Source organism: Vibrio sp. 1167, from assembly GCF_033340375.1.
Taxonomy (GTDB): domain Bacteria; phylum Pseudomonadota; class Gammaproteobacteria; order Enterobacterales; family Vibrionaceae; genus Vibrio; species Vibrio alginolyticus.
This window is the reverse complement of sequence record NZ_JAWOWK010000003.1, coordinates 412,384-439,081: the sequence shown is the minus strand read 5'-3', so window position 1 is coordinate 439,081 and position 26,698 is coordinate 412,384. Positions and strand designations below refer to the sequence as shown.

Annotated in this window: 10 protein-coding genes; 3 read left to right on the top strand and 7 right to left on the bottom strand. The window is 43.2% G+C overall.

The features are described from left to right. Window positions 1-64: 64 nt before the first annotated feature. Window positions 65-583, bottom strand: coding sequence for an Hcp family type VI secretion system effector (locus R7Z78_RS08695; protein WP_005373415.1), 519 nt, complete (start codon window positions 581-583; stop codon window positions 65-67). A 456-nt stretch (window positions 584-1,039) separates the two neighbouring features. Here R7Z78_RS08695 and tssH point away from each other — a divergent pair, with 456 nt between their 5' ends. Then, window positions 1,040-3,718 (top strand): type VI secretion system ATPase TssH, encoded by a 2,679-nt coding sequence (tssH, locus tag R7Z78_RS08690; protein ID WP_104976596.1) that lies wholly within the window; start codon window positions 1,040-1,042, stop codon window positions 3,716-3,718. Next, the gene (locus R7Z78_RS08685) at window positions 3,705-5,336 is read left to right on the top strand and encodes a sigma-54-dependent Fis family transcriptional regulator (protein ID WP_104976201.1); all 1,632 of its coding nucleotides are present in this window, start codon (window positions 3,705-3,707) and stop codon (window positions 5,334-5,336) included. Before tssH ends, R7Z78_RS08685 begins: the two co-directional genes overlap by 14 nt. A 132-nt stretch (window positions 5,337-5,468) precedes the next feature. On the opposite strand, the gene R7Z78_RS08680 is transcribed toward R7Z78_RS08685, so the two are convergent. The 4 genes from R7Z78_RS08680 to R7Z78_RS08665 form a co-directional block, all read right to left on the bottom strand. Next, the gene (locus tag R7Z78_RS08680; protein ID WP_169644419.1) at window positions 5,469-10,160 is read right to left on the bottom strand and encodes an OmpA family protein; all 4,692 of its coding nucleotides are present in this window, start codon (window positions 10,158-10,160) and stop codon (window positions 5,469-5,471) included. Then, the gene (locus R7Z78_RS08675) at window positions 10,153-11,388 is read right to left on the bottom strand and encodes a TolB family protein (protein WP_054574686.1); all 1,236 of its coding nucleotides are present in this window, start codon (window positions 11,386-11,388) and stop codon (window positions 10,153-10,155) included. Before R7Z78_RS08675 ends, R7Z78_RS08680 begins: the two co-directional genes overlap by 8 nt. Before the next feature lies 1 nt (window position 11,389). Continuing rightward, a complete protein-coding gene (locus R7Z78_RS08670) occupies window positions 11,390-13,108 on the bottom strand; it encodes a hypothetical protein (RefSeq protein ID WP_104976203.1) in 1,719 nt (572 codons plus the stop codon). 767 nt (window positions 13,109-13,875) lie between these two features. Continuing rightward, window positions 13,876-23,838 (bottom strand): tandem large repeat, encoded by a 9,963-nt coding sequence (locus tag R7Z78_RS08665; RefSeq protein ID WP_225467860.1) that lies wholly within the window; start codon window positions 23,836-23,838, stop codon window positions 13,876-13,878. Window positions 23,839-24,091: 253 nt separating this feature from the next. Here R7Z78_RS08665 and R7Z78_RS08660 point away from each other — a divergent pair, with 253 nt between their 5' ends. Next, entirely contained in the window at window positions 24,092-25,054 is a 963-nt protein-coding gene (locus R7Z78_RS08660; protein ID WP_104976204.1) for a peptidoglycan DD-metalloendopeptidase family protein, read from the top strand. 322 nt (window positions 25,055-25,376) lie between these two features. Here R7Z78_RS08660 and R7Z78_RS08655 read toward each other — a convergent pair whose 3' ends face one another. Together R7Z78_RS08655 and R7Z78_RS25020 are read right to left on the bottom strand one after the other, a co-directional pair. Then, the gene (locus tag R7Z78_RS08655) at window positions 25,377-25,952 is read right to left on the bottom strand and encodes a hypothetical protein (protein WP_064354833.1); all 576 of its coding nucleotides are present in this window, start codon (window positions 25,950-25,952) and stop codon (window positions 25,377-25,379) included. Between the two features lie 544 nt (window positions 25,953-26,496). Further along, window positions 26,497-26,637 (bottom strand): hypothetical protein, encoded by a 141-nt coding sequence (locus tag R7Z78_RS25020; RefSeq protein ID WP_372059719.1) that lies wholly within the window; start codon window positions 26,635-26,637, stop codon window positions 26,497-26,499. Between the last annotated feature and the right edge of the window lie 61 nt (window positions 26,638-26,698).

Below are 26,698 nucleotides of genomic sequence, written 5' to 3'. Positions count from 1 at the left end.
CCTGATACAAATAATCGAATTAGGGCCAACAATCGTTGGCCCTGAATCTTTACGCGACGAGCAATTAAGCTTCGCGTGGAGCACGCCAGTCGTCGTTACCCGCAGTACCACAGTTTTCGTGAGTTACTTCGATCGCACGGTAAGTGAACTTAAGCACTTCTTCTGTCACGCGGTCAGCTGTTGCTGCGTCTTGACAGTGGTTCATACGAGTTTGGATATCGACAAGTAGCGCATCAATCAATTTGATTGAGTAGTAGTGCTCTTGTTTACCTTGAACTGAAGTACGGTAGAAGCGGATCACACACTCAGGAAGTTTTTCGCCAGATACTAGTGCGTTGAATAGTAGTGGAGATGAGCGATCTTGAACTTTAGTTACAACAAGTGGACGGTGTACACGTTGACCAGTTGGCTGACCACTTTGTGGATCACGTGGAACTGTTAGCACGTGATCAAGTTCTTGTACTAGGAACTCATCAACATGAGCTTCTTGCCATGTGTTACCTACTGAATCTGCAGAGTAAGTATCTTTAGTAATATGGCCTTGAGTCTCACCTTGGATAGACATATATGCTGGAGTTGGCATCGCTATTTCCTTTTCTAAAATCTGTTTTGTTTAAATCACCAAATCGCTTATCACCGCGACCACTTGGTATAATCAAAGTCCGTGCCAACTTTAAAAATGTAATAAAAACAACAATTTAAATAAATTAAGACATTATTCACTAATATCTTGAGTACAATTTATTGGATAAAAAACCAAAAAGTTGGATTAAGATAATAATAAATTGTTCTAACTTTAAAAAGTGAAAATAACCATATAAAACCGTGTAAATAAAGTCATTAAAACTAATAAATCCGACACTTTTACTATCAATTAATTTAGAATAACAACGCCATTAAAATAACCACAAACATTAATGTCACAATAATCATTAAAAATAACCAACAAACGATAGTCAAAATATCTTGATAAAAAAAGAACGCAATCACTTTTAGTATAATAGCTGCTACCTCTTTTCCTCTAAAGAATAAAATGGCTATGATAAATATAAACCTTTCTTCATTAATTCAGCGTCTACACCCGATTGCAAAAGTAGCATTAGAAGACGCCGCTGCACTTGCAGTCTCTGAAAAAGCAAACGAAGTTCAAATTGAGCATTATTTACTGAGTCTATTAGAAAGGCCAAATAGTGATTTTGACGTCTTATTAAGTCATTTTGATTGTTCTGAGAACTTATTAAGACAATCGGTTCGATCCACACTCGACACCAACGCCAAAGGAAATGGCAGCAAACCTGTTTTTTCTGCTTTATTAATCGAATGGTTGCAAGAAAGTTGGCTGGTTTCTTCTTTAGATCTATCCGAAACACAAATCCGCTCTGGTGCCTTACTCCTTACTCTTGTTAGCAACCCTCTCCGTTACGGCCAACATGGTTATGCCTCTATCCTTGAAGCGGTAAACCCTGACAGCCTTAAGCGTAACTTTGCAGAGCTAACAAGCCACTCTATTGAGGCGCAAGTTGCTACTTCAGAGAAAACACAAGCTCGTGAGGATGGCTCAGCACTGAGCAAGTTCACAACCGACTTCACTGGTAAAGCACGCAAAGGCGAAATCGACCCTGTTTTCTGCCGCGACCAAGAAATCCGCCAAATCGTGGACATTCTTGCTCGTCGCCGTAAAAACAACCCTATTGCTGTTGGTGAACCGGGCGTTGGTAAAACCGCAGTAGTAGAAGGTTTGGCACTTAAGATTGTACAAGGTGACGTACCAGACAACCTCAAAGGTGTTGAGCTTTACGGCCTGGACATGGGTCTTCTGCAAGCTGGTGCAAGCGTAAAAGGCGAATTCGAAAAACGCCTAAACGCAGTATTGGATGAAGTGAAAAACTCGCCAACCCCTATCATTCTTTTCATCGATGAAGCACACACCCTTGTTGGCGGCGGTAACCAAGCGGGCGGCAGTGACGCGGCAAACTTGCTAAAACCAGCCCTAGCACGTGGTGAAGTGAAAACCATCGCCGCAACAACATGGTCGGAATACAAGAAGTACTTCGAGAAAGATCCTGCCCTTGCACGTCGTTTCCAATTGGTGAAACTCGACGAACCATCTCCTGAACAAGCAGCATTGATCATTCGTGGTCTGCGCCCTGCTTATGAAAAATCACATAACGTTTACGTGCGTGACGATGCTATCACTGCTGCGGCAGCACTTTCTGCTCGTTACATCTCTGGCCGTCAACTGCCAGACAAAGCGATCGATGTACTAGATACGGCGTGTGCACGAGTGAACATCAGCCTTAATGCCATTCCTGCTTCTGTTGAGACTCTGCAGCAAGAACTTGCAGCTCAACAGCGCGAGCTAGAAGCTCTTGAGCGTGACGCTCTGCAGCAAACTGGCGACAAGCACAGCCTTGCTAACATTCCAGATCTAAAACAGGCAATGGAAGCAACGAAAGAAGAGCTAGCAGAACAAGAAGTGCAATGGCACAAAGAAAAAGAGCAGATCCAAGAGATGATTGCTCTACGCTCTCGCTTACATGAACTGGTCTTTGGCGAAACAAATGAAGAAGAGCTTGTTGCAGACGAAGATTCAGAACAAGAGCAAGACGTTTCTCCATATGCAGAAATGGATGAAGAAGCCGTTCGCATTGCCATTTCGGCCTGCCAAGAACAGCTAGATGTAATCCGCAATGGCAACCCACTGGTTCACTTTGAAGTGGGCCCAGATGAAGTCAGCCATGTGATCTCGGACTGGACTGGTATTCCAATGGGTAAGATGCTTCAAGACGAAGCAGAAACCACGCTAAAACTGAAAGAAAGCCTAACACAAAGCATCAAAGGCCAAGAATACGCTATCGATGCACTGTCTGAAGGCATTCAAACTGCGAAAGCTGGTCTAGGTAACCCAGACGCACCAACAGGCGTATTCCTGCTGGTTGGCCCAAGTGGCGTGGGTAAAACCGAAACGGCCCGTGCGATCGCAGATCAAATGTTTGGTGGTGAGCGCTTTATGACGACCATTAACATGTCTGAGTTCCAAGAGAAGCACACGGTATCTCGCCTAATCGGTTCACCTCCGGGTTACGTAGGTTACGGCGAAGGCGGCATGCTGACAGAAGCGGTTCGTCAACGTCCATATTCTGTTGTTCTTCTTGATGAAGTGGAAAAAGCCGACCCTGAAGTGTTGAACCTGTTCTACCAAGTGTTCGACAAAGGCACGCTGAACGACGGCGAAGGCCGCACAATCGACTTCAAGAACACGCTGATCATCATGACCAGTAACCTTGCGACGCATGAGATCGAATCTTTGGTTCATCAATCCAAAGACATCGATGCAAACATCATCGCAGAAGCTATTCGCCCTACTTTGAACCAACACTTCAAGCCGGCGCTGTTGGCACGTATGTCAGTACTACCATTTGTTCCGCTGTCTGATGAAGCAATGACAGAAATTATTCACCACAAGCTGAACAAAGTTTCTCAGCGTCTACAGAGCCATCACAAGTTGTCTCTGAGCTACGAAGAAAGCTTGGTTGAGTTCGTACTAGGTAACTGTCGCCTTGCTGAAACGGGCGCGCGTAACATCGACGCGGTCATCAACCGTCAGTTACTGCCGCAACTATCGACTCAGCTATTAGTGCATGACAAGGATGATTCACATACGCAAATCGAAGTGTCTGTCGATGAGCAAGGAACACTAACCTATGCGTTCAGCTAACCATAGCGAACTTAGTAACGCCCTACTTGCGATCAGTCAGTCTTTGGCTGATCGCAGCCAGCTTACCCAAACCTTGGATGCCGTGTTGACCGCTGCGAGACAAATGACCCTCGCAAAGCACGGCATCATTTACGTTTTGGACCAGACTGGGCAGGCGTTGATTCCAAGTACCGCTCACCATAACGATAAAACTATCGTTTCCCACCCTTGGGAAGCATTACAGTTAGACTCAGCCAGTGAGAACGATCCATTCAACTTTGCCATTCGTAATGGTGAAGTGGTGTTGATTAACGAGTTGTATAAGTACAACGGCTATGACTGCGAAAGCATCTATCAAACAGAACAGACACTGGGATTAAAAAGCGAGAACTTACTGGCTTGGCCTTTGATTGATAGCGAAAGCAAAACCATTGGGCTGTTAGTCTTACTCGATTTGAACGTCATCGACAACGAGGCAGCCTTGACGGAGTTTTGTCGAATGGCAGCGAGTAATATTCGCCAAGCCGTTTGGTTAGAGCAATACGGGCAAGTAATAAAAAATCTCAATGCCGACAATCAAGCCCTAGTGCGCGAGAACACTCAGCTCAAAAAACGTACCCAGAAAGCCTATCAAGGTCCTATTGCAGAGAGCGAAGAAATGCTCAATGTCTTGAATCGCCTTGATAAGGTGCTATCTCTTCCTGTCGACGTTCTGTTACATGGTGAGACTGGTGCCGGTAAAGAAGTGATCGCGAAATACATTCACGAAAACTCTAACCGAGCAGAACAACCCTTGATCGTTCAAAACTGTGCGGCTATTCCAGAGCAGTTATTGGAATCTGAGCTTTTTGGGCATAAGAAAGGTTCATTTACGGGCGCGGACAAAGACAAAGTCGGTTTGTTTGAAGCAGCCAACGGCGGCACGCTTTTCCTAGATGAAATTGGCGATATGCCAATGCTACTACAAGCGAAGTTACTGCGTGTACTGCAAGAGCGTAAAGTTCGCCCTATCGGTACCAGCAAAGAGATTGAAGTGGACGTGCGCGTTATCGCTGCAACCCACTGTAATCTTATGCAGCAAATCAAAGATGGCGGATTCCGTGCCGACTTGTTCTATCGCTTAAATGTCTTCCCTATTACATTGCCGCCCCTGAGAGCCCGTAAGTCGGACATTATTCCCCTTGCTGAACATTTCGTGCAACACACAACCAACACGCTAGGTTTGCCGCAAGCGCCAGGGTTAAGTGCCAATGTACGTAAACAGCTGCTTGCCTACCAATACCCAGGGAACGTGCGTGAGCTTAAAAACATCATCGAGCGCTCGGTACTACTGTCCGATTTTGAAACCATCACTCATATCGAGTTTGGTGAACAAATCCCAGAAGATGTACCAAGTATCGACATGAAAGCAGCTTCACCTACCCCAGAGCAACCTGCTTACGAGCAGCAAGCACAAGTGGATTTAGAAGACGTTTCAAAGAGCCTTAAGGACGTTGTCAGCCAATACGAGCGTACAGTAATCATCGATTGCTTAAATGCCTGCAATTGGCACACCAAGAAGGCCGCTGAGCAATTGGCGCTGCCAATGAGCACACTCAACCACAAGATGAAGAAATACGACATTTCTGCAGCGGGTTAAGCGAGAAGCGAGAAGCGAGAAGCGAGAAGCGAGAAGCGAGAAGCGAGAAGCGAGAAGCGAGAAGCGAGAAGCGAGAAATCTTACTTCAGTTTCCATTGATAAGAAAAGAAAAACCGCCCGAAGGCGGTTTTTTTATTTATTGAGAATCGACGCTTCAATGATAGTTGCTAAGTATGGGTCTCTAATCCAAGTTACCAAACGTTCTGTACGCTCTTCAGGTTTCAGTTTTGCCCAGTTGATGTACATATCTTTATCAACTTTATAGCTTGGGTCTTCACAATCAGAAAAATAAGATAACTCATCTACATTTTTGTACTGCCTGCCCAACGACATCTCAAAGCTTTCAAGTTTAAACGGCGTTTTTTCCGCTGTATTACGTTGTACTAGAGAGGACACCTTTAGAACTGCTTCTTGGAATCGACCAGATGTCGAGACAACGGGTCCAAATGGTCGAAGCCCCTTGATTTCTTGCCCGTTCAGCGCTTTAAATGCGAACTCGAAACGAGACGCGTAGACCACCTTACCATCGAAATCTTCATCCATGTCTATGTTGGATAGAGCCTCAGAGACAAAATCTGCGTCTATATTTTTGTTAATCACATCGCTGTCATCTAGCGTCCATTTAGAACCGTCTTTCTTTAGTATCCCAATATAAGTAAGGTTACTTAGATACTCAGGACCAGCGGTAGTTTCAGATCCGAATACGGCTTCATTATCAAAAGTAGTAGATAGCTTTAGTGAAACTGGAACACTTTGCCATTCGAGGTTTTGTCCCTCATACGACTCTTTTCTGTGCTTGCCACCAATAAGCATAACTTCCATAGCGAATGACTTATTCGAAGTCCAATCAAAACCTTTGAGCTCATCAGCAGTAGTGAACATACTGTCTTCGTTCATAAACTGTCGTTTATTTCCGTAGTTGACCGCAATCGCACTGTGCTTAATGTCATCGATAACAGGCTTTGTCGGGCCTTTATGAACTTTACTATGTAAGACAAAATCTAGCGTTAACAAATCTTTCTCTGACACACTATTTCCGTTCGCAATAAAGCCCGATTTAGCAGAGAGTGTATAGTTATGGTTTGTATCGACTCCTACAGGAATCTGTCTAGGTGACGTAATAAATCGTCCGACTGTCTTGTCCACTCGTACTGGTAGCTTATAGTTGCTTCCAGATAGAGTGAACTCATAGGTCATATTTTTGAAGCCACCGCTGTTTACATATTCTTTGAGTACATCTTGTTGGGAGTCAATTTTTATCACCTGCCCAAAAATCGGACCGAGAGCAACTTGAGATAAGTATCCGCTATAATCGACTAAATCGTGCTTAGCGATCAAAGGCTTCACTCCAGAGAAGACATCATCGCCAAAGTAAAAATACGGTTCAAACTCACAACCAATAAGGACTTTGCCGTCTGCTTTTTCCGCCTCAAAAAATTCGGCCAACTCACCTTTGGGATCTACACTAAATTCCTCGTGTTTCATCGGCTTGAACATCAAATTAAACTTAGGTCCACTGGTATTAAGTAAACCGTCAGTGCGCTGATAAGACATCTCACACTGAAACACATTTGACGTCATCTGTTTCAGACTTTGTTTGCCTAACACCATTTGCCACTTCAAACGGTGGAAAGGCGATAATCGCACCTTTTTATTTGCTTTTAATCGTACCTTCTCCCACTCATCAAAGGTGACCCATTTAGAGTTGTCATGAGGCTCAGAGACTAATAACCTAACGAACCCTAGGTCCTCTTCTGATAATTTTTTAGACTCAACATTAAACTGTGTCGCAAACTCCACTAAGCCTCGTTGTTGATCGCGATTATAGAGCTTGTCTTGCACTGGAAACGCGACATTAAACGCCCCAGAAACGTCTTTCCTTTTTGGAGCAATATAGTTGGCTTTGTTACGAGTAATGATTTGTTCAGCTATTTCTTCACCGTAACTTTCAACTAATTGCTTGCGTCCCTCACGACGCATGAGTTCTTGGATCCACAAGTTGCACAAGTTTTCTTTTAACTCTGTGTTTAATATCCAACCATCGGTTTCAATATATCGCTGAATGTATTCATCGATAGCTAATATTCGCCACTGTTCTGTGAACTCTTGTTCGCCCTCAGCACAAGCTCTTTGAATCAAAAGCACCAAACCATTAATAGCAAGTGCACGGCGTTGATAGCGCTTAATCAGCTCCTTTGCACCCGTAGCTTTTCCTAAGTGCTCAACTAACGCATCTGATGACGTAAAATACACCTCAGTCAATTGCGTATTAATCTCAGCCAATGAATCAATAATCTCTGTGGTTTCATGGCTAAGTTGTTCAATTGCAGATACGCTTTTTCTAACCTCGTTGTAAGAAGACAAGTAATAATCAAAGAGTGCAGAGTCAAGCAACTGGGCACCACTCATCAGCATTTTTCCGCCTTCTTTGACAACGAAAAAGCCTCTTGCTGCCTGCCCTATTATCGGAGCATAGCAAGCCATACCAACGATCATCTCGAAGATAGCTAGCTTGAGCTCTTTTGCAATTGCTTCTTCTCCCAAGTTCGCATTTAACTGAGCTAAACGCGCTTGCTCCATAGCCTTAAAGCCGAGTCGACTCGGTGGAATTCTCGCCGCAAACTCTTGTAGGTAGATTCGAACCTCAACACGTCGGTTAATATTAAGTTGCGCGTTTTCGCGTTTGATTTCGTTGTTTGGTACCTCGACTATCGGTCGACGTTCGCCAAAAAATCGAATGTCACTAACTGAAGAAAAGAACTCAGCAACATGCTGCGCTCGCTGCTGCGAAAGGTTTTGGTTATATTCTGAATCACCGTTTTGACAGGCATGCCCTTCGATTTCAACAACGGCATTTGGAATCTTAGATAATTCTTTATCGACAGCAGCCAAATATGACAAGTGAGGGGCTTGAACCTGGTTGTTATCAAAAGGAAAAACCAAACGTAAACCGGCACCTTTATGGTCTTTAACAAACATTGCACTGTCTTCAGCAACGTCATTAGGAATGCTGTCAGTAAACGTTACATTGTCGCCTAACTTATCTATGATTTGCTTAAGTAGTAATTCCCCGCTCTTCAGACTTTCTTTCCAGACAGGTACCCAGTTCAGATAATCGCGTGATACCTGCTCAAAATAACTTTTCCTGAGTTTAGCTTTCTCTTCTGCTAAGCGTAATTGCTCGCTTTTGTCAGTGATCGCTTTTATCTCATAGAAGGTGTTGATTGCATTGAGCCCTGCACCAGCAAAGGGCGACAAAAAGCTTTTGATACTGCCGTTACCTGTCAACCACGTTCTAGCAGCACTCCCCGCCACAACGTGGGCATTACCATTTCTCGCAGGTTCAATCACCTTGGTAAAGAACTTACTTTTGTCAAACCCCTTCTCTTTGAGGAGCACTTTTAAGCCCACTTGTGCTGCACGCTCGGATTCCGATGCCGCTTGGCGTAAATCTTGAAGAGTTTGGTAAGCTGCTGCGGTAGCCGATACCCCAAATGAAAACTCCAATGCCGAAATCATGGCTGGAGGTAATGCGCCCTTATCTACTTGCCCCCAAAACGTGTTTGCTAAACTTCCAACCACGTCGTGTTTACTGGAGGGATTTTGATGAATATTAATGCCAGCATTAACCAAACTTGGCGTAACTTTTGTACCAATCTCCCACAGCGCAGCACTCATACTGGCAGTCGTTCCGCTATTCTCTAGTTTTTCAAGCTCTCCCATTCGGAAGGCTTGTAGAGCTTTAAACTGCGTAGGAAATTGGTATATCAAAGACTCTTCAAGTGAGATCATGTCGCCCGCAACAACCGCGATCTTACCAAACGGTGTCGTTTGGCTAAGCGTGATGTACTCTCGTAGCTCGTAGGTGACTCTGGAGATAAGTCCAAACTCATCATACTCTTTGGTTACATTAGTGGCATTCTGGGCAAATTCGGGAATTTTACCTGCTAACTCTCGGTCGAAAACCACTTCAATGGTGTACATGCCATCAGTAAAATCCTCTGACGCCAACGGAAACAACGCGATTGGACGATGCGAACCGCTGATTTTATCAAGTTTAGCCTGCGTTACAGTGTCCTCTTCTTGTAAGCTTTTATGTGTACTCGTTGTCTCGTCGAAACGCTTTACATCAACAATAGCGAGGTCATAATCATCGGTTGAAAACGCTACAGCGAGAAATGAAAAAGTTGGCACGATAAAACCACGAATGGGCTTATCTTCAGGTACAGAGTCATACCATTTGTTATATGTAACTTGCTCATCAGTTAGCGCTTGAGTACCTACTTCATATTTTGGTGCGAGCTGTGAACGCTTTACTTCTGTAACAGCATATTCCACTTTTTTTTCTAGCGAGTTAAGCGTTTGATCACCGCCATACCCCTTTAGCTTTTCTAAGATAGAAGCGAGGTCTGCGCACGCCTTTTTGATTGGGCGAGCCTTACTCTGCGCACCAATCGCCAACTCTGTAAGCATTGACCATTCAGGAAAAGACAGCTTATACGTCTTCTGTGTTAGTTCATGTACGGGCGAACGCAGTGCCAAAACCTGATTGACGTTGGTTTTTGGGTTTTTCTGCGTTGAATCACCGAGTACATGTAAACGGCCTAAATCGTCTGTCGCCCAAAGAGCAGCGCTTTCCTCACCTAAATTTATGGCAATAGGAAGACGTGACATAGGGCGGATATTTTTCAACTCTTCTAATGAGGTCAGATCTTTTTCGATATTAATCGCTCTATATTGAGGGGTCTGTGCATCCCCAATATTAGGAAAATCGACACCGAACAAATAGACATCTGTTGGTAAATACTTAAAGTTATTACTCATCGTTATCTACCTCCAGAAAGCGTCCATAATTAGCATCGGCATTATATAACACTGGTGTTATCGTGTTTTGACCAGATTGAATCACCTTCCATGACTGAGCACCATTTCCATTCATTTCATAACGGAGATCTGGCCCATAACGTCTTATGGTTATTATTGCTGCTCCTCTTTGTGTTTCATTACCGTTGTTACTGATATTGCCCACTTTAGCATAAACGTTCTTTTCATCGCCTTCCTTAGAAAACGCAAGCCACGTTTTTTCTTCAACGTTGATCAACACTTTACGGTACGAGTTTACTGCCCACACGTATTTTCCATTAGGGCTGATGGCAATTTGGCGGTAGATACGCTTTTCAATATCGACGGAGTCTTCAAACTCTTTTTCAGGTAAAATCGTGTATAAGCGTTTGAGTGTCTTGGCGTCATAAACTCCCACCCCCAAGCCCGCGGCATTGATTAACTTGCCATCTACAATGACCGTATCTTCAGACAACGGTACATCTACCTCTTCTTTGGTTCCCGTAGCTAGTGTGTATTTAAAACGCTTAAAACCATCTGAGAAATAGATGTAACTAGAGTCGTCCGCCCAGACTAAATATGGCTTGGTGCGCGCACTGCCCAACTGAATGGTCTGTTGCGTTTTTAAGTCAAAGATCGCTTTTATCAGAGGCTCGCCATAACTGTATGCGTATGCCACATAACGATTATTAGGGGAACGGCTCGTCACAAAGGTCTGAGGTGACGCCATACTTGGCATATCATCCGTAACTAAACGTAAATCTGTCCCATCAATTTTCACGCTCCAAATTTTGTAGCCATTTTCGTAATCGTTTACGAGAGGGTCTCGTGAGCTGACATTATTCCACCAAAACTGAATTCGAGGTTTGTCATAAGAGCTCGCATCAGACAAGTCTTCACGAGGCCACTCTTTTGCTCTGCGAACAGCATAGCCTGGTTTTACGGGAAGTGTACCTGGGTATTCAGGCTTGGACAGATCTTCAGAGTAAACAATAAAGTTGTGCTCACTTTGCCATTGGCAGCGTGGTCCGGTTACATCTATGCGATCGAGTGACGTTGTTTCACCGACATCGTAACAAGCCTTCTGAGTAGGTTCTTTTTCTACGGATTGTGTTGTTACCGTATTCGAAGTTTGATTACTTTCTTCACCACAGCCATTTAATAACATAACTGTCGAAAGAAGCGTGATACTTAACGTTGTTCGTTTCATTTTATAATAGTTCCGTGAGTTCAATGTCTTGATAAATAACTGACATTAAGACCGTTTTATCTGAGTTATGAGATCGGCAATGACGAGTGAGATTGACCCTTTTAACTTCTGGTAACCAACCGCTAAACACGACTTCTTTACAATACTCATCCACAAACTCAGCCTCGCGCAAAAAAATCTTTTGGCTCCATATTTCATCAACACACGCCAGTTGGAAAAAATCATCCGGTTGATCGCACTGAGGGTTACTTTTATATGTGATTACAATGCCTTCACTTGGTGAGTTAACAACAGCGGCAGCAACACCTTGCTCGTTTTGGCTGATGATATTGTAATCTGATTTGCTTGGCGCTTGAGTATCTAGATTCGGCAGCGAAATCACAGGTTCAGAGCTCGCATCAAAGTTGTGAGCGGAAGAATAATCACTGAGGTTAACTTTAACCGCTTTTTCATTATTTCCACTCTTTAATTCATTGAGTTGCTGAGTATTGAGTTGAGTCCGAGAATAGAAGAGAGCAACATCACTTTGTACGCTACCGTTTATTTTGTATGGAAGCCAAATATGAGGCAAAGGAACACCAAGAGGCTCTCTCTTTGTTTTACTTCCAGCCTTAAATGGACTCAATTCGGTTTGAAGTAATTCTGTGTATGTTTCGCCTTCGTTGGGCCAACCCGCAACCACTACCTCAACTTCTTCTGCAGTAAGACCAAAAACACGGGCGCAAGCATATTCGTCCAACACACCCTCAAAGACTTTTTTACCGTCTTGGTACAACTGAAACGCTTCCCCTGACAGAAATGCTTCGGAGTCTTCGTCATATAAGCTAATATCGACTGATCTTTGAGGCGAGGACTTAGTGCTTTGGTAGAGTGATAGATCGACATCAGAAAAGCGTCCGTCGTTTTGAACTTGGATTTCTCGCCAAACTTCTGATTGCCAAACGACATAAATATAACCGCGATCGATAGATACATACCCTGAATCACTCTTATGAACTGGAACTACTGGCACCAACACGTTGTCCCACTCATCCATCTGAGTTTCTTTATCAACGGGTTGCAGGTCTTCGGCGAGTTTAAGCAAGATTGGCTGAGGCTGGTCGGAGCAAGGAATTTTGATATAAAGCGTTTTACCTTCAGCATCGAGATCTTTAAACGTCGCGAGGCTGCGGTGTTTGTTTTCTGTATCAGCCTTGCCTACAGTCACTTTTTCTTTTTGAGCTTCGGTTTTTCCCAACATCAAACATGCCGCGTTGCTAGACCACTGCCCTGCAAACTCGACAACGATTTTTTGATCTGGGCTTGGCTCAGAGGGGACATGCGTGTAACTACGAACTAAAGCAACATCGTCGGTAACCTGCTTGTATCCTGCTTTAAAAGCTTTGCTTTCATTCGAAGCAGGTACAGAGTCAACGAGTGATTTAAGTCTAGGGAAGCTTTGCAGCTGAGAGTCCGTCAATGGCGACCGACGTGCAACGGTAGATAATGACACCCAATTGCCTTTTCCCAATTCGATTCTTATAGCAGCTAGTAATGCGCTGGTCGTTTTTTTGGCAGAGATGGAAATCTTTTGCGCCAATTCTTTAGGGAGGTTTCTAAGGATGTCATCTGAATTTCGCAAACGCGAAAGCTGTCCTATACACTCGTCCGGTGTAAGAACATAAGATAGCTCGTTGGAGGATAGCTTCGAGCTAGGTATAAATTTGCAAACTAAATGCATTTGAATTCTCCACAACCAACATCGTAAATATGGCTGCGGTGACAATTAAGCTGATAAGGCTTACAAGTACGATTTGGTCTGCGTATCCTACTTACTTAGCCATTTATTTTCAACGAGATAGAAAAATCGCCCGAAATCAAAAACACCAAAAAAATGGTGATTTTTACTATTAAAACATGCGATTTGACCACAATAAAAGCCAGTAACATCACCCACTCTGTCAAAATGGTAAAATCTTACTATCTAAAAAAATTTAATTTATGGACTGAAGTTAACAAAAATCGTAGTAACGTGTGCTTCAGGTAAGCACGAGGAAATTCAGAAGTTTATGAGGTGCCCTCCTCAGCAACAAACAACAAATTGACTGTTACTGAGGAAGTTTAAATAAAAAGGTGAGCGCATTACGCACTCACAAAAGTAACTGCTCTGAAGCTTGCTAGGATTAAATTTGCTTCATCGCGAGTTAAAGAGGTGAGGTATTACCCATCGACCTCATGCAGAACACTATACTCAGAGTATAGAAACGAGCGTAAATATATAATATTTAAAAAGATTTTCAACGCGACACATTCACCACAGCTCCTGCCGAGCGACCATCACAATCACGTCATACACACCTAAAAGCAACATTGGCCTAGTTATTATAGTTATTCAGCCTTGTATTAAGACGATTCATTAATTCGAGTAACTTATCAATAAAGGCAATTATTTTGATAAATATCACAAAAAGTCCCAAAGAAATAAAGCGAGCTAAACGCTCGCTTTATTTATGCCGCATTTTTTAAAGTTTTGTTATCACTAAAATATCGGTTGTAAACAGCACCTAAGGAGGCTGTACTTGCGAAACGATCATAGTTAAATGTTGCTTGAGCCTCTTCGGCAGAGGCGGAAAGCTTGTTGGTACCATTTACATAAATCGTCACTACCCCCTCCTTCAGTCCTGAAAGATCTAAATCAGTTGTCCATGAGTCTGAAAGCACGGTAGCCATGCCTGTGGCTTCTGTACCATCAGCGTCGACTGCTTTGATATCTATGAACTCACCATCTTCAAATCGTTCACTGCTACCACTTACTGTCACGCTTTCCACTCCAGTAACATCGTTGATAACGTCTAGGTGTATTGTCGGTGTAATTGGCATGGAGTAAGCCGTGTTCTGACTACCGGTATTTCCTGATAAGTCTTGGTAGTCACGAACAAGCAACGCCACATTGAGCTCCGACGTACTTGGTACCACCACATCACCAGTCCAAACGCTTGGGTCCGCGGTTGCCACTAATGAGGTGATCGTCGTGCCACCTAACTCCGCCGCGGCGGACTGCAGATCTTTATCGAATTCTAGCGTTACCGTCACGCTTTGGCCGATGGCTTGGTGCTCAGGCGTAAACGTCACGTTAGTCAGCGTTGGCAGAGACTGCGCCAGTGTAAAGCTCTGGCTTTCACTCACTTCAATGCCCGCTGAGTTCGTCCCCGTCACCATCACAGTATAAGTGCCATTGGTTTGGTGACTCATATCCATTGCGTCACTGACCCAAGTGCCACCAGCTTGTACCGTTGCACTGCTGCTTTTTAGTACCGTCGCGCTGCCTTGGGCTTTCACTTCAAGACGCAGGGACTGGCCGTCAAAACGTGTCGACGTGCCTTCGAATTGTAGCGTGGCGGCATGCGCTTCATCCACACTGCCCACTGGCGTAATAGCTAAGGCTGGTGTAATCGGCATGGAGTAAGCCGTGCTCTGACTTCCGGTATTCCCTGAGAAGTCTTGGTAGTCACGAACAAGCAACGCCACATTGAGCTCTGACGTGCTTGGTACCACCACATCACCAGTCCAAACGCTTGGGTCCGCGGTTGCCACTAATGAGGTGATCGTCGTGCCACCTAACTCCGCCGCGGCGGACTGCAGATCTTTATCGAATTCCAGCGTTACCGTCACGCTTTGGCCGATGGCTTGGTGCTCAGGCGTAAACGTCACGTTAGTCAGCGTTGGCAAAGACTGCGCCAGTGTAAAGCTCTGACTTTCACTCACTTCAATGCCCGCTGAGTTCGTCCCCGTCACCATCACGATGTAAGTGCCATTGGTTTGATGACTCATATCCATTGCGTCACTGACCCAAGTGCCACCAGCTTGTACCGTTGCACTGCTGCTTTTTAGTACCGTCGCGCTGCCTTGGGCTTTCACTTCAAGACGCAGGGACTGGCCGTCAAAACGTGTCGACGTGCCTTCGAATTGTAGCGTGGCGGCATGCGCTTCATCCACACTGCCCACTGGCGTAATAGCTAAGGCTGGTGTAATCGGCATGGAGTAAGCCGTGCTCTGACTTCCGGTATTCCCTGAGAAGTCTTGGTAGTCACGAACAAGCAACGCCACATTGAGCTCTGACGTGCTTGGTACCACCACATCACCAGTCCAAACACTTGGGTCCGCGGTTGCCACTAATGAAGTGATCGTTGTACCACCTAACTCCGCTGCGGCGGATTGCAGATCTTTATCGAATTCCAGCGTCACCGTCACGCTTTGGCCGATGGCTTGGTGCTCAGGCGTAAACGTCACGTTAGTCAGCGTTGGCAGAGACTGCGCGAGTGTAAAGCTCTGGCTTTCACTCACTTCAATGCCCGCTGAGTTCGTCCCCGTCACCATCACGATGTAAGTGCCATTGGTTTGATGACTCATATCAATCGCGTTACTGGTCCAAGTGCCACCGGCTTGTACTGTCGCGCTGCTGCTTTTCAATACCGTCGCGCTGCCTTGGGCTTTCACTTCAAGACGCAGGGACTGGCCGTCAAAACGTGTCGACGTACCTTCGAATTGTAGCGTGGCGGCATGCGTTTCATCCACACTGCCCACTGGCGTAATAGCTAAGGTTGGCGTGATTGGCAATTCGTGAGCGGTGTTATCCTCACCTATGTTGCCAGTCAAATCTTTAAACTGACTAACAACCAAGTCGACACTTAACAGCGCGGTGCTCGGAACTTGTACATCACCAACCCAGACCTTTTTATCTGCCGTTGCTGACAGAGAACTAATGCGATTGCCGCCAAGCGTAGCGGTCGCCTCTTGGATCTCTTTGTCAAACTCAAGCGATACATTCACGCTTTGACCCACACTCTGATGCTCGGGGCTAAATGTCACATTGGTCAGTTTTGGTAAGGTTCCTTCAACCGCGATACTTAAGCTGCTTCCTTTTCCAGGAATGGTGTTGGTACTTTGGTAGCTATCGTCCTCTACCTGTATTGTTATGTTTTTATCTTGCTTTTCTGGACTGATGTAATTAACCGTCCACGTAACGTTGTCTGAAGTGGACCACGTATCTTGCTTTAACGTTCCTGTTGCGCCGTTATCACTAGCGACAAGATGGACATCTGAGATATCAAAGTTCGTAACTTCTTCTGTAAAGTTAAACGCGAGCGTAATCTCTTCGCCTCCAAAAAGAGGGGCGCTTGAAGCAGCAGATATACTTAGCCCGGGAACGGTTGCAGCTTCCACATGCGCGTCAATAGAACTCTCGTTCTTATTATCCACTTTGTCTGTTGCTGCCACCGTGATCGTATGATCGCCTTTCGGTAACAAATAGCTTATAACATAAGGCCCCGCTTCAGTTGTCGGCTCAGTAATCGCTTGAGGAGCCACAGTGCTGCCACCACTCACCGCTTTTGACGTGACGAGGTTTAAATTTTTATCTGTAATGTATGCGCTAATTTCTAGCTGATACTTATCGTTTGTCGGCACCTTAGAGGTTTGATTAGCACTTAAGCCCGAAATACTTGGAGCGTCATAATCAACAATAGATTCGATAACCTTTCCATCATAACTTTTGCCTAGTAATTCAAAGCTTGTATTCTCTCTTCCAACTGAGTCCGTCACCGTCACCTTAAGGGTATATGACCCTTGGTTATCGACGGCAAAGTTCATCATTCCATTACCACTAGATGAGATAACATCACCTGAGTAACGCAAGGAATCACCGAGGCTTGGAATAAGCTCCACAGAATATTGTGAAGCTTTCACTCTTTCTCCTTCCACCGTAGATACCGTAAACGGCTGGCTTGCCTTGGTTAAAAACAGTTTCCCACCCTGCAAACTCGTAATTCCATCGAAATCAACTGTGACTTTAGGAACACTAATATCAATGACTTTTCTGATATCAGAATACAGTCCGACGCTATCTGTCGCTTTGATATCAACCGTGATTGAACCACGCCCCTCTAACTGAGATTTCGGTAGTTCAAAGTACGTAGATGAACCGTTCCCATCCTCTACTCTTTCTTCTTGATAGCTTGGGTTTAAAACCGAATAGTTTACTTTTGCCAGGCTGCTACCAGTGTCCGTTATGTCGAAACGAAAACGAACATTATCTGGATTTGTTGGCGATTCAGTTACGATAATCTCATCGCCAACACTTGGAGGTGTGTTGTCAACTTTAATATCAACGGTCGCTTCACCGACTCTCGACCACACATCCGTTGCAGTAATCGTTGTCCTGATCGTTTTTCCATCCGCATCGCTAGGAAGTTCACTTGTAAATGTTGAACACTTGTAGGTTGGATCATCTGCACACACCTCTAATTGTGCAAACTTCTCCGGATTATCTTTATAGTTGTAGGATTCCGTTCCAAATCTGGCCATCACATTGTCTAGTCTAGAGTTTTCATACAGCTTAATTCTGAACTTGGCGACAAGCTGCTGACCATTAATGGTTGTGTTTCCAACCGGATCAGTAATTTCGACGACTACCGAACCTTTAGGTAATTCAAGCAGTAGATCGTGCTCTGGCGTCAAGTTTCCTGCTAAATCAGATAAGTTCTTGATTTTGTATTCTTGAGTTGTACTCAGGCCATCAATAATATCGGCATAGGATTCAGAATACGTACACTTGATATTTCCAACACCTTTGGCACAAGTCGTTGGTGTATAAGCTTTGTTGCCAAGATTACGAACCAACTTTGGATATTCATCTGAACTTTCGGTATTCACGCCTGATAAAGCATCATTGAAAGAGAGCTCAAATGTGAGCATCTTCTTCTTCAAAGCTTCATCAAACCAAACATCACTTCCTTTAAAACTGTATGAGTTACCATCTACGACTGTCGGTGCATCAATATCCACCATCGAGAAATTGAACTTGTTGATCGTTTCACGCCCATTTGTACCCAAGGTTTTAGTGATCAAAGTAACAGGTGCTTTGGTCATGTTTTGCCCAACATTGACACTACAACTGTAAGGTTCTTGCGATACGTTGATAACACCAGAAGTTGGTTGCTCATTAGTTGGTGGCGCATCTAGAGAGTTGTATTCTTCACGAACCCAACACTCTAACGTTTTGGCTTTGACCGCACTCAATGTAGTAAAGGTGACATCAAGAACACCATCAGATAAGTAATTTTGGAAGTCCAGCGGGCTTTCAACTGTTAGAACCACGCCTTCACGCTGTACGCTAAAGGTTTGGTTTACTTTTCCAACCTTTCGGTCTTTTTCATCAAGGTAACGAACTTTGTTATAAACTTTGATATCAAGTTCATAATTACCATCTTTGGCAATTTGTGTAGAAAGCAACGTTGCAGTCCAAGTGCCATCTGCGGTTTCTGAGAACGTAAAGTTAGTCCCGTTTTGCTCTCCAGAGAATCTATACGTTGAGTCAATTCGATCAACGCCACTATCATCAACAATATCAAGCGTAAGTACGATATTCCCATCTTGATAGATGGTGTTGTTTGTAATTGGCGTTCCATCCGTGTAACTCATCGCCAGCGTCACCTGCGGGATTGAGTTGTACACTTTGACGGTAAAATCTTGCTCATCACTGGTTAAGGTTGTGTTGCCACGAACATCAGACCCTTTTAAACGAATCTTGTGTGTACCCGAACCTAAATCACCAAGACTCACTTTGAGATCCTCATTGATTTTTGTACCAGGAGAGCCAGGTAATGGTTCCAGATCGCTAAACGTCCAATACTCTAGGCTTTCTCTATTTACGCCATTAATTGAAACATCACCGTTTGCATTTAGGTCTAGCGCCGTTAGGTCAAAGACATAGTTACCTAAGTAGTAGTCATTCGCATTGAAACCACTTAATCCTAATGTTGGTCCATCACGATCAAGAATAACCTTGTGCGCGTTAGAACTAGACTCAAAACCATAAATATCGGTTGCTTTTACATATAATGACGTTGTTTTTTCATCTTCAGAAATGTCTATTTTATCTGTGTCACTCTTGATAAGAGACATGACAAACTCTTTAGATGAATCCGTTGGCACAATTGTCTTAATTGGCGAATCTTTACCACTTTGATACAGCGAGACTTGCTCAAGGTCTGAATCGTCTATTACGGATTTAAATCGCACGTTGAACTCACGCCCTATAACATAGTTCTCTTTGGACAATGTGTCTTCAACCCAAGGCGTATTTAGGATGATTTCAGGGCCTTTGTTATCGACTTGGAAGGTAAATTTCCCTGTTGTACTAACATTGGCAGGGTAAGCGTTGTCCGTCGCAGTGACGTAAAATTCATTCCATTCATCGTAATCAAATGCTTTTGAAACCAGTTGGACTTTGACGTCAGGCTGTTCACCAACTAGGTATGGTACGTCACACGCCTCTGTTAGAGGGTCACAGCTTTCTAATGTCAGAGCCTGACCAGATCCGCGGCGCAAATCTATTTTTACGTTATTGCCAGAGCTTAACGTCCCCCAATCAATGACAGGTGTCCATTGGTTATTACCACCTAAACGGCTTTGAACCTGCTCACTTTTTACAATAGGAGCTTCAGAGTCGATACGAATATTGAATCTCGGAGCGGTGCTAGTTAACTCTGAAACGGAGTTACCTAAGTTGTCCTCTGCTGCGGCAACAACTAACCAATCTCCATCACCAGGATAAATCGTAGAGCCTTGATTTGAACAAATCTCTCCCGTACATAGTTTGACTTTAAACGCGTCTTTCGAGTTACTTGCAAAGTTTTCTGGTGTGTATGTTACTTTTTCACCGGTTTGCTGGTAGAAAACAAGGCCCCTCGAGGCAAGCTTATCACCAACAATATCCTCAACCTTGAAGGTTAATTCATGAGTATTGTTCGCATTTAAATAAATACCGTTTTCTACAGGTTTACCATCGACATCATTGGGTGGAAGGTAACTGGCCTTAGGGAAATCGTTATCAATAAACACCGATTCTATAAACGGAGATTTACCATTATAACCATACGCATTGCCATGTGGGTCCATAGCACTGGTCTCCACGGCAAACTCTATAATGTCTTTTAGTTCACTAGACTGGGAGTTAAGGGTGAAGAAGTACTCTTTTCGATAAGCATTGCTGTTGCCTGAGTTTTCTACGATGTTGATGTCCAGTGGTATTTCAATATTTGGCTCATTGGCTTGATACCACATCGTGCTAAACTTCGGACCGTAAGCGTCGGTTCCTACAATACCAGAAGGATCGTCTAGGACAATTTTAGAAACAACCTCGCCAGCGATATAAAGCCTATTACCAACCATCGTCTCTCTACCGCTTTCAATGGTTAATTTTGGCTGCGGAGGCAAGGTATCGATACTGCTACCCTCTGTATCAAAAATGTTCTTACCATTTAAGTCAGGATTAGCCATCGAAATATCATCAGCATAGAGCTGCGCGATATTGGTCTCAATACCGTATTTGCTCGCCATGATTTCATAATAGGATTGCGCCAGATCTTTTCGGTAAGTTTCAGCGCCAAACGTGTAAGAATCGAGCGTAACTTGACTTCCTCCTGCCCCTACACCATTTGCTTTTCCATCGTAGCTAAAATCATCGTAAATAGCAGATGCAAAATCTAATGAGTTATTTCTTGGCATTCTCTCGGCAATACTATCAATTGCTTCAACAAGGAATCGGTGTAGATAGTCATTTGATGGCTTGTCTGGAATCGCTTTAGTCGCAAGCATTTCATTGGTTGCATAAGACACAACCGTTGGGTCAAACCCAAAGAATGAGTTGTTATTCGTACCTGATAACGCGTAGCGCACCTCATCAAGAATTTGAATCGCACGTTCTGAAGTTTTCTCTCCCGCTGTCACTTGATCCCACTGGAAATCAAACAAACCAGTCTGATATGTCGATAGTTCAGTAATATAGTAAGTTTGAGAACCTTTGAGCTTAAAATACACACCAATATTGGCCTTGTTTAAGTCAACCGTTACTTTCTTGGTCCCTGGATCTCTTTTCCATTGGTAATAGTATGGCTCACTGCCTTCGATACCAATTAAACGAACACGCATGAAATCATAATTCACTACGTCAGTTGTGGTTTCACAACTCGCTACGTCAAGAGCCATGGACTGGTCACTTTCCAGTTGCTGGATAGTGGTACAACTTGCAAGTGAAGTGAATTCACCACTTGGGCTCAACCCTTCAAGTTGAGCTCGCGCACCAATAAATGGTGTCACCACTTTTATGGTTGGTAGGTCAAAGCTACTTCTAAAATATACTTCTCTTGGAGTGCTTTCGTTATCAGACTCATCGATGGTTTGAATGACTAACTTTTGACTACTGTTTTCTGATACCGATTTAAAGCTGTCACCCAAAATATCTCTTACAAATGGAATGTAATAAATGACATCCTCAACTCGCCCATTGCTATCTAACAGCGTTTCGTGCGGAATTTTTGCGATGTAATCGTCATCTGATGCCGTTGTATCAATAACTTGCTGAAGTGAGTAGTTGTTATCGTTGTTTTGGCTTACGTAGTACTTGACGACGAGCTTAAGCTTATTAGCGTTGGAGCCTAAAACCGTATCGGTATTTACGTCTGATACTTTCACACGAACATAAGGGATTTTATTCTCTTTCAATAAATTAGCGTTGAAGTTACTAAAATCTATCCCTTTTAATGAGCTCTGAATCCCTAAACTTGCATACGCATAGTCAATCTTCAGGAAATCGCGGCTTGCTTGAACATTGTCTGGGGTGTACGTATCTTGAGAGTAGATACCATCGTAAGTGGTTCGTTCACCATCTAACCCCACATTTACGTACGTCATTGACGTACCTTCAGGATAGGTTATCGTCTGTGCTGGCGCTTGATCGTCACGACTTACTGCATGCTGCGCAGAGCCCGTATTGCCTTTGCTATCCCTCGCTCGAACCTCAAAGACCGTCGTAGATAGGAATTCATCAGTTGGGTAAGCCTTACTAAACTCACAAGCATTTCCAGACTCTACAGTGACAGGAGAACATGTGACGCCCTCATGTAAGCCATCTTTAAATGAAATACTGACCGAACTAATCTCTTGCGAGCTTTCTTTTACAACCCCTTTCAGAACGTATTCTTTAAGTTGGTTATTAATTGCACTCGCCGATGTAATATCGATAACAGGCGCATCGTTATCCCACTCAAAGTTGATATGAAGACCCGAATGGCTGCCTGGAATTAACTCATTACCCAGTACATCCGCTGTATATAAGACTAACCGTGCTGCTGTTACGTTTGAGAGCCCAGTGGCAGGGTTTATATCTACACTATCGATCTCTTTGGTATTAATGTTAACTTTAACGTTGGTCTCTCGAAGGCCAACTTCAAAATCATCAAATTCAACCGAACAGAATGTGCTTCCAAAATCTTGTATGTCGTTACATTGAAATTCACCAGACCAAGAGCCATTAATCTGATACTGAATAAAGGCGGATACGTCTTCTACACCGATATCATCAACAATTTTTAGGTCAACTTTATCGGTGCCTGCAAGTACATCACGGTCAATGCGTGTCACGATAGGCGCTGTGGTATCAATCTCCGTCCCATCTCGCGGTAGAATGACGCCATCTGTACTGCCATATGTACCTAAGTCATTAAGCTTCTTACTAAAGTCGACATAGTCGGCAGCATCAGTACCTGAAATATTGATACTTGGGTCGTTTACCACGATCAAAACGTGCTGAGATAAGTCACGTGTGTAAACGTCGCTGTTTATCTTTTTCTGTCCAAAGCTGAGGGGAGTCACTGCTCCTGAAGTCTTGCTCACTTCAAGACCATCAAGAACACCATCTGCAATAACATCCCGATATTGGATGTCAGCGAAGTGCATCGAAGTGTAGACGTTATCGCTGTTGCCGTATTTTTTTATAAGATCGTAAGAGTAAGACGAGTATGCTGTTAATAAAGCACCGTATTGATGCCCAGTACTAGCAAAACTGCTTTGCCCACCTTTGGTAATATCAATAGGTTTGGTCTCATTTACGTCAAAACCATACATGCTATTGATACTATCCAAAGCGGTTGAAAAGGCACTCTCATCTGTGGCCCCCTGAGAAATTTTGTACTTTGCCAAGCCTGCTGCCAAGTTCGACAGCGGAGTAAGCATTAACTTTTGCTCACTCCCCTCTTTAAAGTTCACAACACCTTCAAATTTAAGTGTCTTCGCATTACTCACAGATACCGTTTCATTTGTAAACGGATCGGTATAACTCCCCTCTTTTGCAACAACAAAAAGAGGCATTGACGACGATTCAAACTCTAGCAGATAGTTTCCGAAGGCATCAGACGTCGTGTTAGCCAACTTCCGACCTAAGTTTCCATTTTTGAACTCGAAAACCTCAATCTTGGCGCCATTGACTGGGGCGTCAAACACCATACCGGAAATGCTTCCTTTGCTTCTAGCTGGAGGTGTGTTGTCTCCTCCATCACCACCACCACATGCACTCAATAAAAGAGATGTAAGCGTAAGACCTAATGTTAATTTCAGCGTATTTTTAGCGAACATAGTAATTTGGCAAAATATATTTTCCCGAGATTATATTATTGAAAAATATTTTCTCAACGTGACATTAACACCAACAAAATAGGCATAAACACCAAGCCAACCGTCACTTTGACTGAATTATTAAAATTATTTTTACATCCTATAATCATTAACTTAGTTAAAACAGAGGAATTACTCATGCTTTAATGCTAGTTTTTATTTAAAATATTATACTCTACGCACAACTGTCAGTATTGATAAACCAACAAAACTAATGACTATTTTAATAATAAAAAGGAGTGTGCAAGCTCCTACCGTAGCCCTTATCACTACTGCGTTAATCATATTGATTAGCGTATCGCTTTCTCACTACTTCCTCACTCCTGTGGATAGGCTACCTACCATCAAGCCTTTAGAATTCGAAAGTGAGAATGTGCAGCCACCAATTAAAAAGAATACTCGTAGGCAAAAAATCACTATCGGTGTTGTTGAATACTCTTTTGTCGCTTCATTATTAAAATCAGGAGTGAGTCAAAAAGAGATCAACTTGCTATTAGCACTTATCAAAAGCAAGTTTAATATTATTGACTCTATTAAAAGAGGTGATAACTTTATCTTAAGAACTAAATTAAATAGTAAAAATGAAACTTACATTAGTTCTTTTTACTATTTAGGCAGTAAAACTGATTTATTTATTATCAATGATGGTCACGGTAACGTATTTGATGAGCATGGTGTGTCGATAAATAATCAGTTCATGTTTTCTTCACCCTTTGATAAAAACTACAGAGTGAGCTCTGACTATGACTTAAAGCGAACACATCCAGTGACCAATATAACGACTCCGCACTTAGGCACTGATTATGCCACACCTGTAGGTACACCGATTCGTAGTATTGCTGATGGCATCGTTTTAAAGTCCCGCTACAACCATTTTGCAGGCAACTACATTAATATCCGCCACACAAATGGCTCTGTATCACGCTACCTACACTTATCTCAGCGCAACGTCCATGTTGGTGAGAAGATTAGCCGAGGACAAGTGATAGGGAAAACGGGTAACACAGGAAGAACAACAGGGCCGCATTTACATCTTGAACTGCACATCAATGGTGTTCCGGTTGATTACGAGCGATACATTCAAAGGCACCCAAACACTGACGTAAATATAGAAATGCTGATTGCAGCGAGAAAAGAAAAAGCAGAATTAACAGCGGAATGGCAACGGTATAAGTAGTCAAACAGGTAACAACAGCCACTTCGATTCGCTCTTTCTTCATTTATCTGAAGCGAGTCCTCGTAACCCTCTGAGCGCTTCGTAGTCTGTCGCACTAACCAATTTCAGGATCAAAAAGAGCCGCTACATGCGGCTCTTAATGATTCTAATCTTTATTTACATACCCATGAATTGATACTTTGTGACATCACGTTTCAAACTCAGAAATTCAACCATAAACGTTATTACATAAAAGAAACTCATAACTAGTATTACTAAGTAGTCATAGAAAAAATCAATTGGTAACTACGAGACAATAAAAATGAAACGGCTTACTAGTATACTAGTAGTCGAACACATCTAGTAGATCGAGATCGAATTCGACACCACGCAGGTCATGCTCATTACACAAGTTCTTTAGCTTGTCATCGCAATAAAGCAACGCACATCCTTCCATCAACGACTTGAAAACGTACTTATCTGCAACGCTCAACTCGATGAACTTAAGCGACTTCAAGCCAACCGGATGCTCATCAATATACTCGTGTTTCGTATTTTCCTGGTCTTCTTCTCCAAAACTCATGACATTGAAAACCTGAAACTTCTCACCATCAATCACTATAGGTAAAAACTCACCATCTGTTTCAATGTATGGTTTAAGCACTTCAGCCGCTCGCAGCGTCAGCACTAAACACGTTCCCCAAACAGATATGTCAGGTTTTTTTACCGATGTCTTGTAGTGAGCCGTAAATTGAACACTCTCTTCTACCCAAACATCAGACAAGCCCTCTGCTCTTACTGGCTCATTGAAAAGCCTATTCAACAGGTCATCATCGCCCGCATCTATGGCCCTCTGATACGGATCATGCTCAAGAACTTTAAAGTAACGATTGAGGTTTCTTACCTGGTATATACTCATTAAGCTGGTTTCCAAACTGGTTCTTTCTTCACAAGAATTTGAAGATAATGACAAATATTATCTTCATGACACTTAATTCTAGTCCCAAAAACGCGTTTACAGTTTCAAATTTCGACTAATATTCCAACCTATCTCTAAAAACCGTTGCATGTATACACGAATACATCGCCGCTAAGAAAACTGAGACAAAAAGAGCGCTACTTACGGCTCATAATGATTCAAACCTCCTATCGAAACAACCATAAAGTGATATCTACGATTTCTTTCACTTCAATAGCTTACTCAAAAAGCAACCATTTGTTGATATCACTTAAAGGAACCATAAGTTGATATTTTTGTGAACCCGACAGTTTACTAAAAAACCATAGGTAAGAAAGTTACCTTCAGTATTACTGTACAACCACTTCATGTAAAGATTTCTCTGCGGGAAAAGGAATATAGCTAACCCAGCCGTATTGATATTTAGCTTCACTTGCTTCTGCACCGACCAATAGGTTTCTCAGTATTTATCCGTTGGACGTCAGACGCAAAGCTGGAGGCCAATCTAACTATCAGCCAGCATGCGAACAATTACTTGAGACTCAGGATCTTTAATAATATGCGCTTGGGATAACGCCAGTTCTTTAAGTACATTCAACCCGACCTCGACTAAATATTGGTAAGAGATACCAACCATGATATACATACGACGTTTGTTGCTATGACTAAAATTACAAACAGTTGAGCTCCAAATAACACTGTACTAA

Excerpts from the sequence above, each read along its gene's own strand:
- R7Z78_RS08695 (WP_005373415.1), bottom strand. The coding sequence starts at position 583 with ATGCCAACTCCAGCATATATGTCTATCCAAGGTGAGACTCAAGGCCAT.
- tssH (WP_104976596.1), top strand. The coding sequence starts at position 1,040 with ATGATAAATATAAACCTTTCTTCATTAATTCAGCGTCTACACCCGATT.
- R7Z78_RS08685 (WP_104976201.1), top strand. The coding sequence starts at position 3,705 with ATGCGTTCAGCTAACCATAGCGAACTTAGTAACGCCCTACTTGCGATC.
- R7Z78_RS08680 (WP_169644419.1), bottom strand. The coding sequence starts at position 10,160 with ATGAGTAATAACTTTAAGTATTTACCAACAGATGTCTATTTGTTCGGT.
- R7Z78_RS08675 (WP_054574686.1), bottom strand. The coding sequence starts at position 11,388 with ATGAAACGAACAACGTTAAGTATCACGCTTCTTTCGACAGTTATGTTA.
- R7Z78_RS08670 (WP_104976203.1), bottom strand. The coding sequence starts at position 13,108 with ATGCATTTAGTTTGCAAATTTATACCTAGCTCGAAGCTATCCTCCAAC.
- R7Z78_RS08665 (WP_225467860.1), bottom strand. The coding sequence starts at position 23,838 with ATGTTCGCTAAAAATACGCTGAAATTAACATTAGGTCTTACGCTTACA.
- R7Z78_RS08660 (WP_104976204.1), top strand. The coding sequence starts at position 24,092 with ATGACTATTTTAATAATAAAAAGGAGTGTGCAAGCTCCTACCGTAGCC.
- R7Z78_RS08655 (WP_064354833.1), bottom strand. The coding sequence starts at position 25,952 with ATGAGTATATACCAGGTAAGAAACCTCAATCGTTACTTTAAAGTTCTT.
- R7Z78_RS25020 (WP_372059719.1), bottom strand. The coding sequence starts at position 26,637 with ATGTATATCATGGTTGGTATCTCTTACCAATATTTAGTCGAGGTCGGG.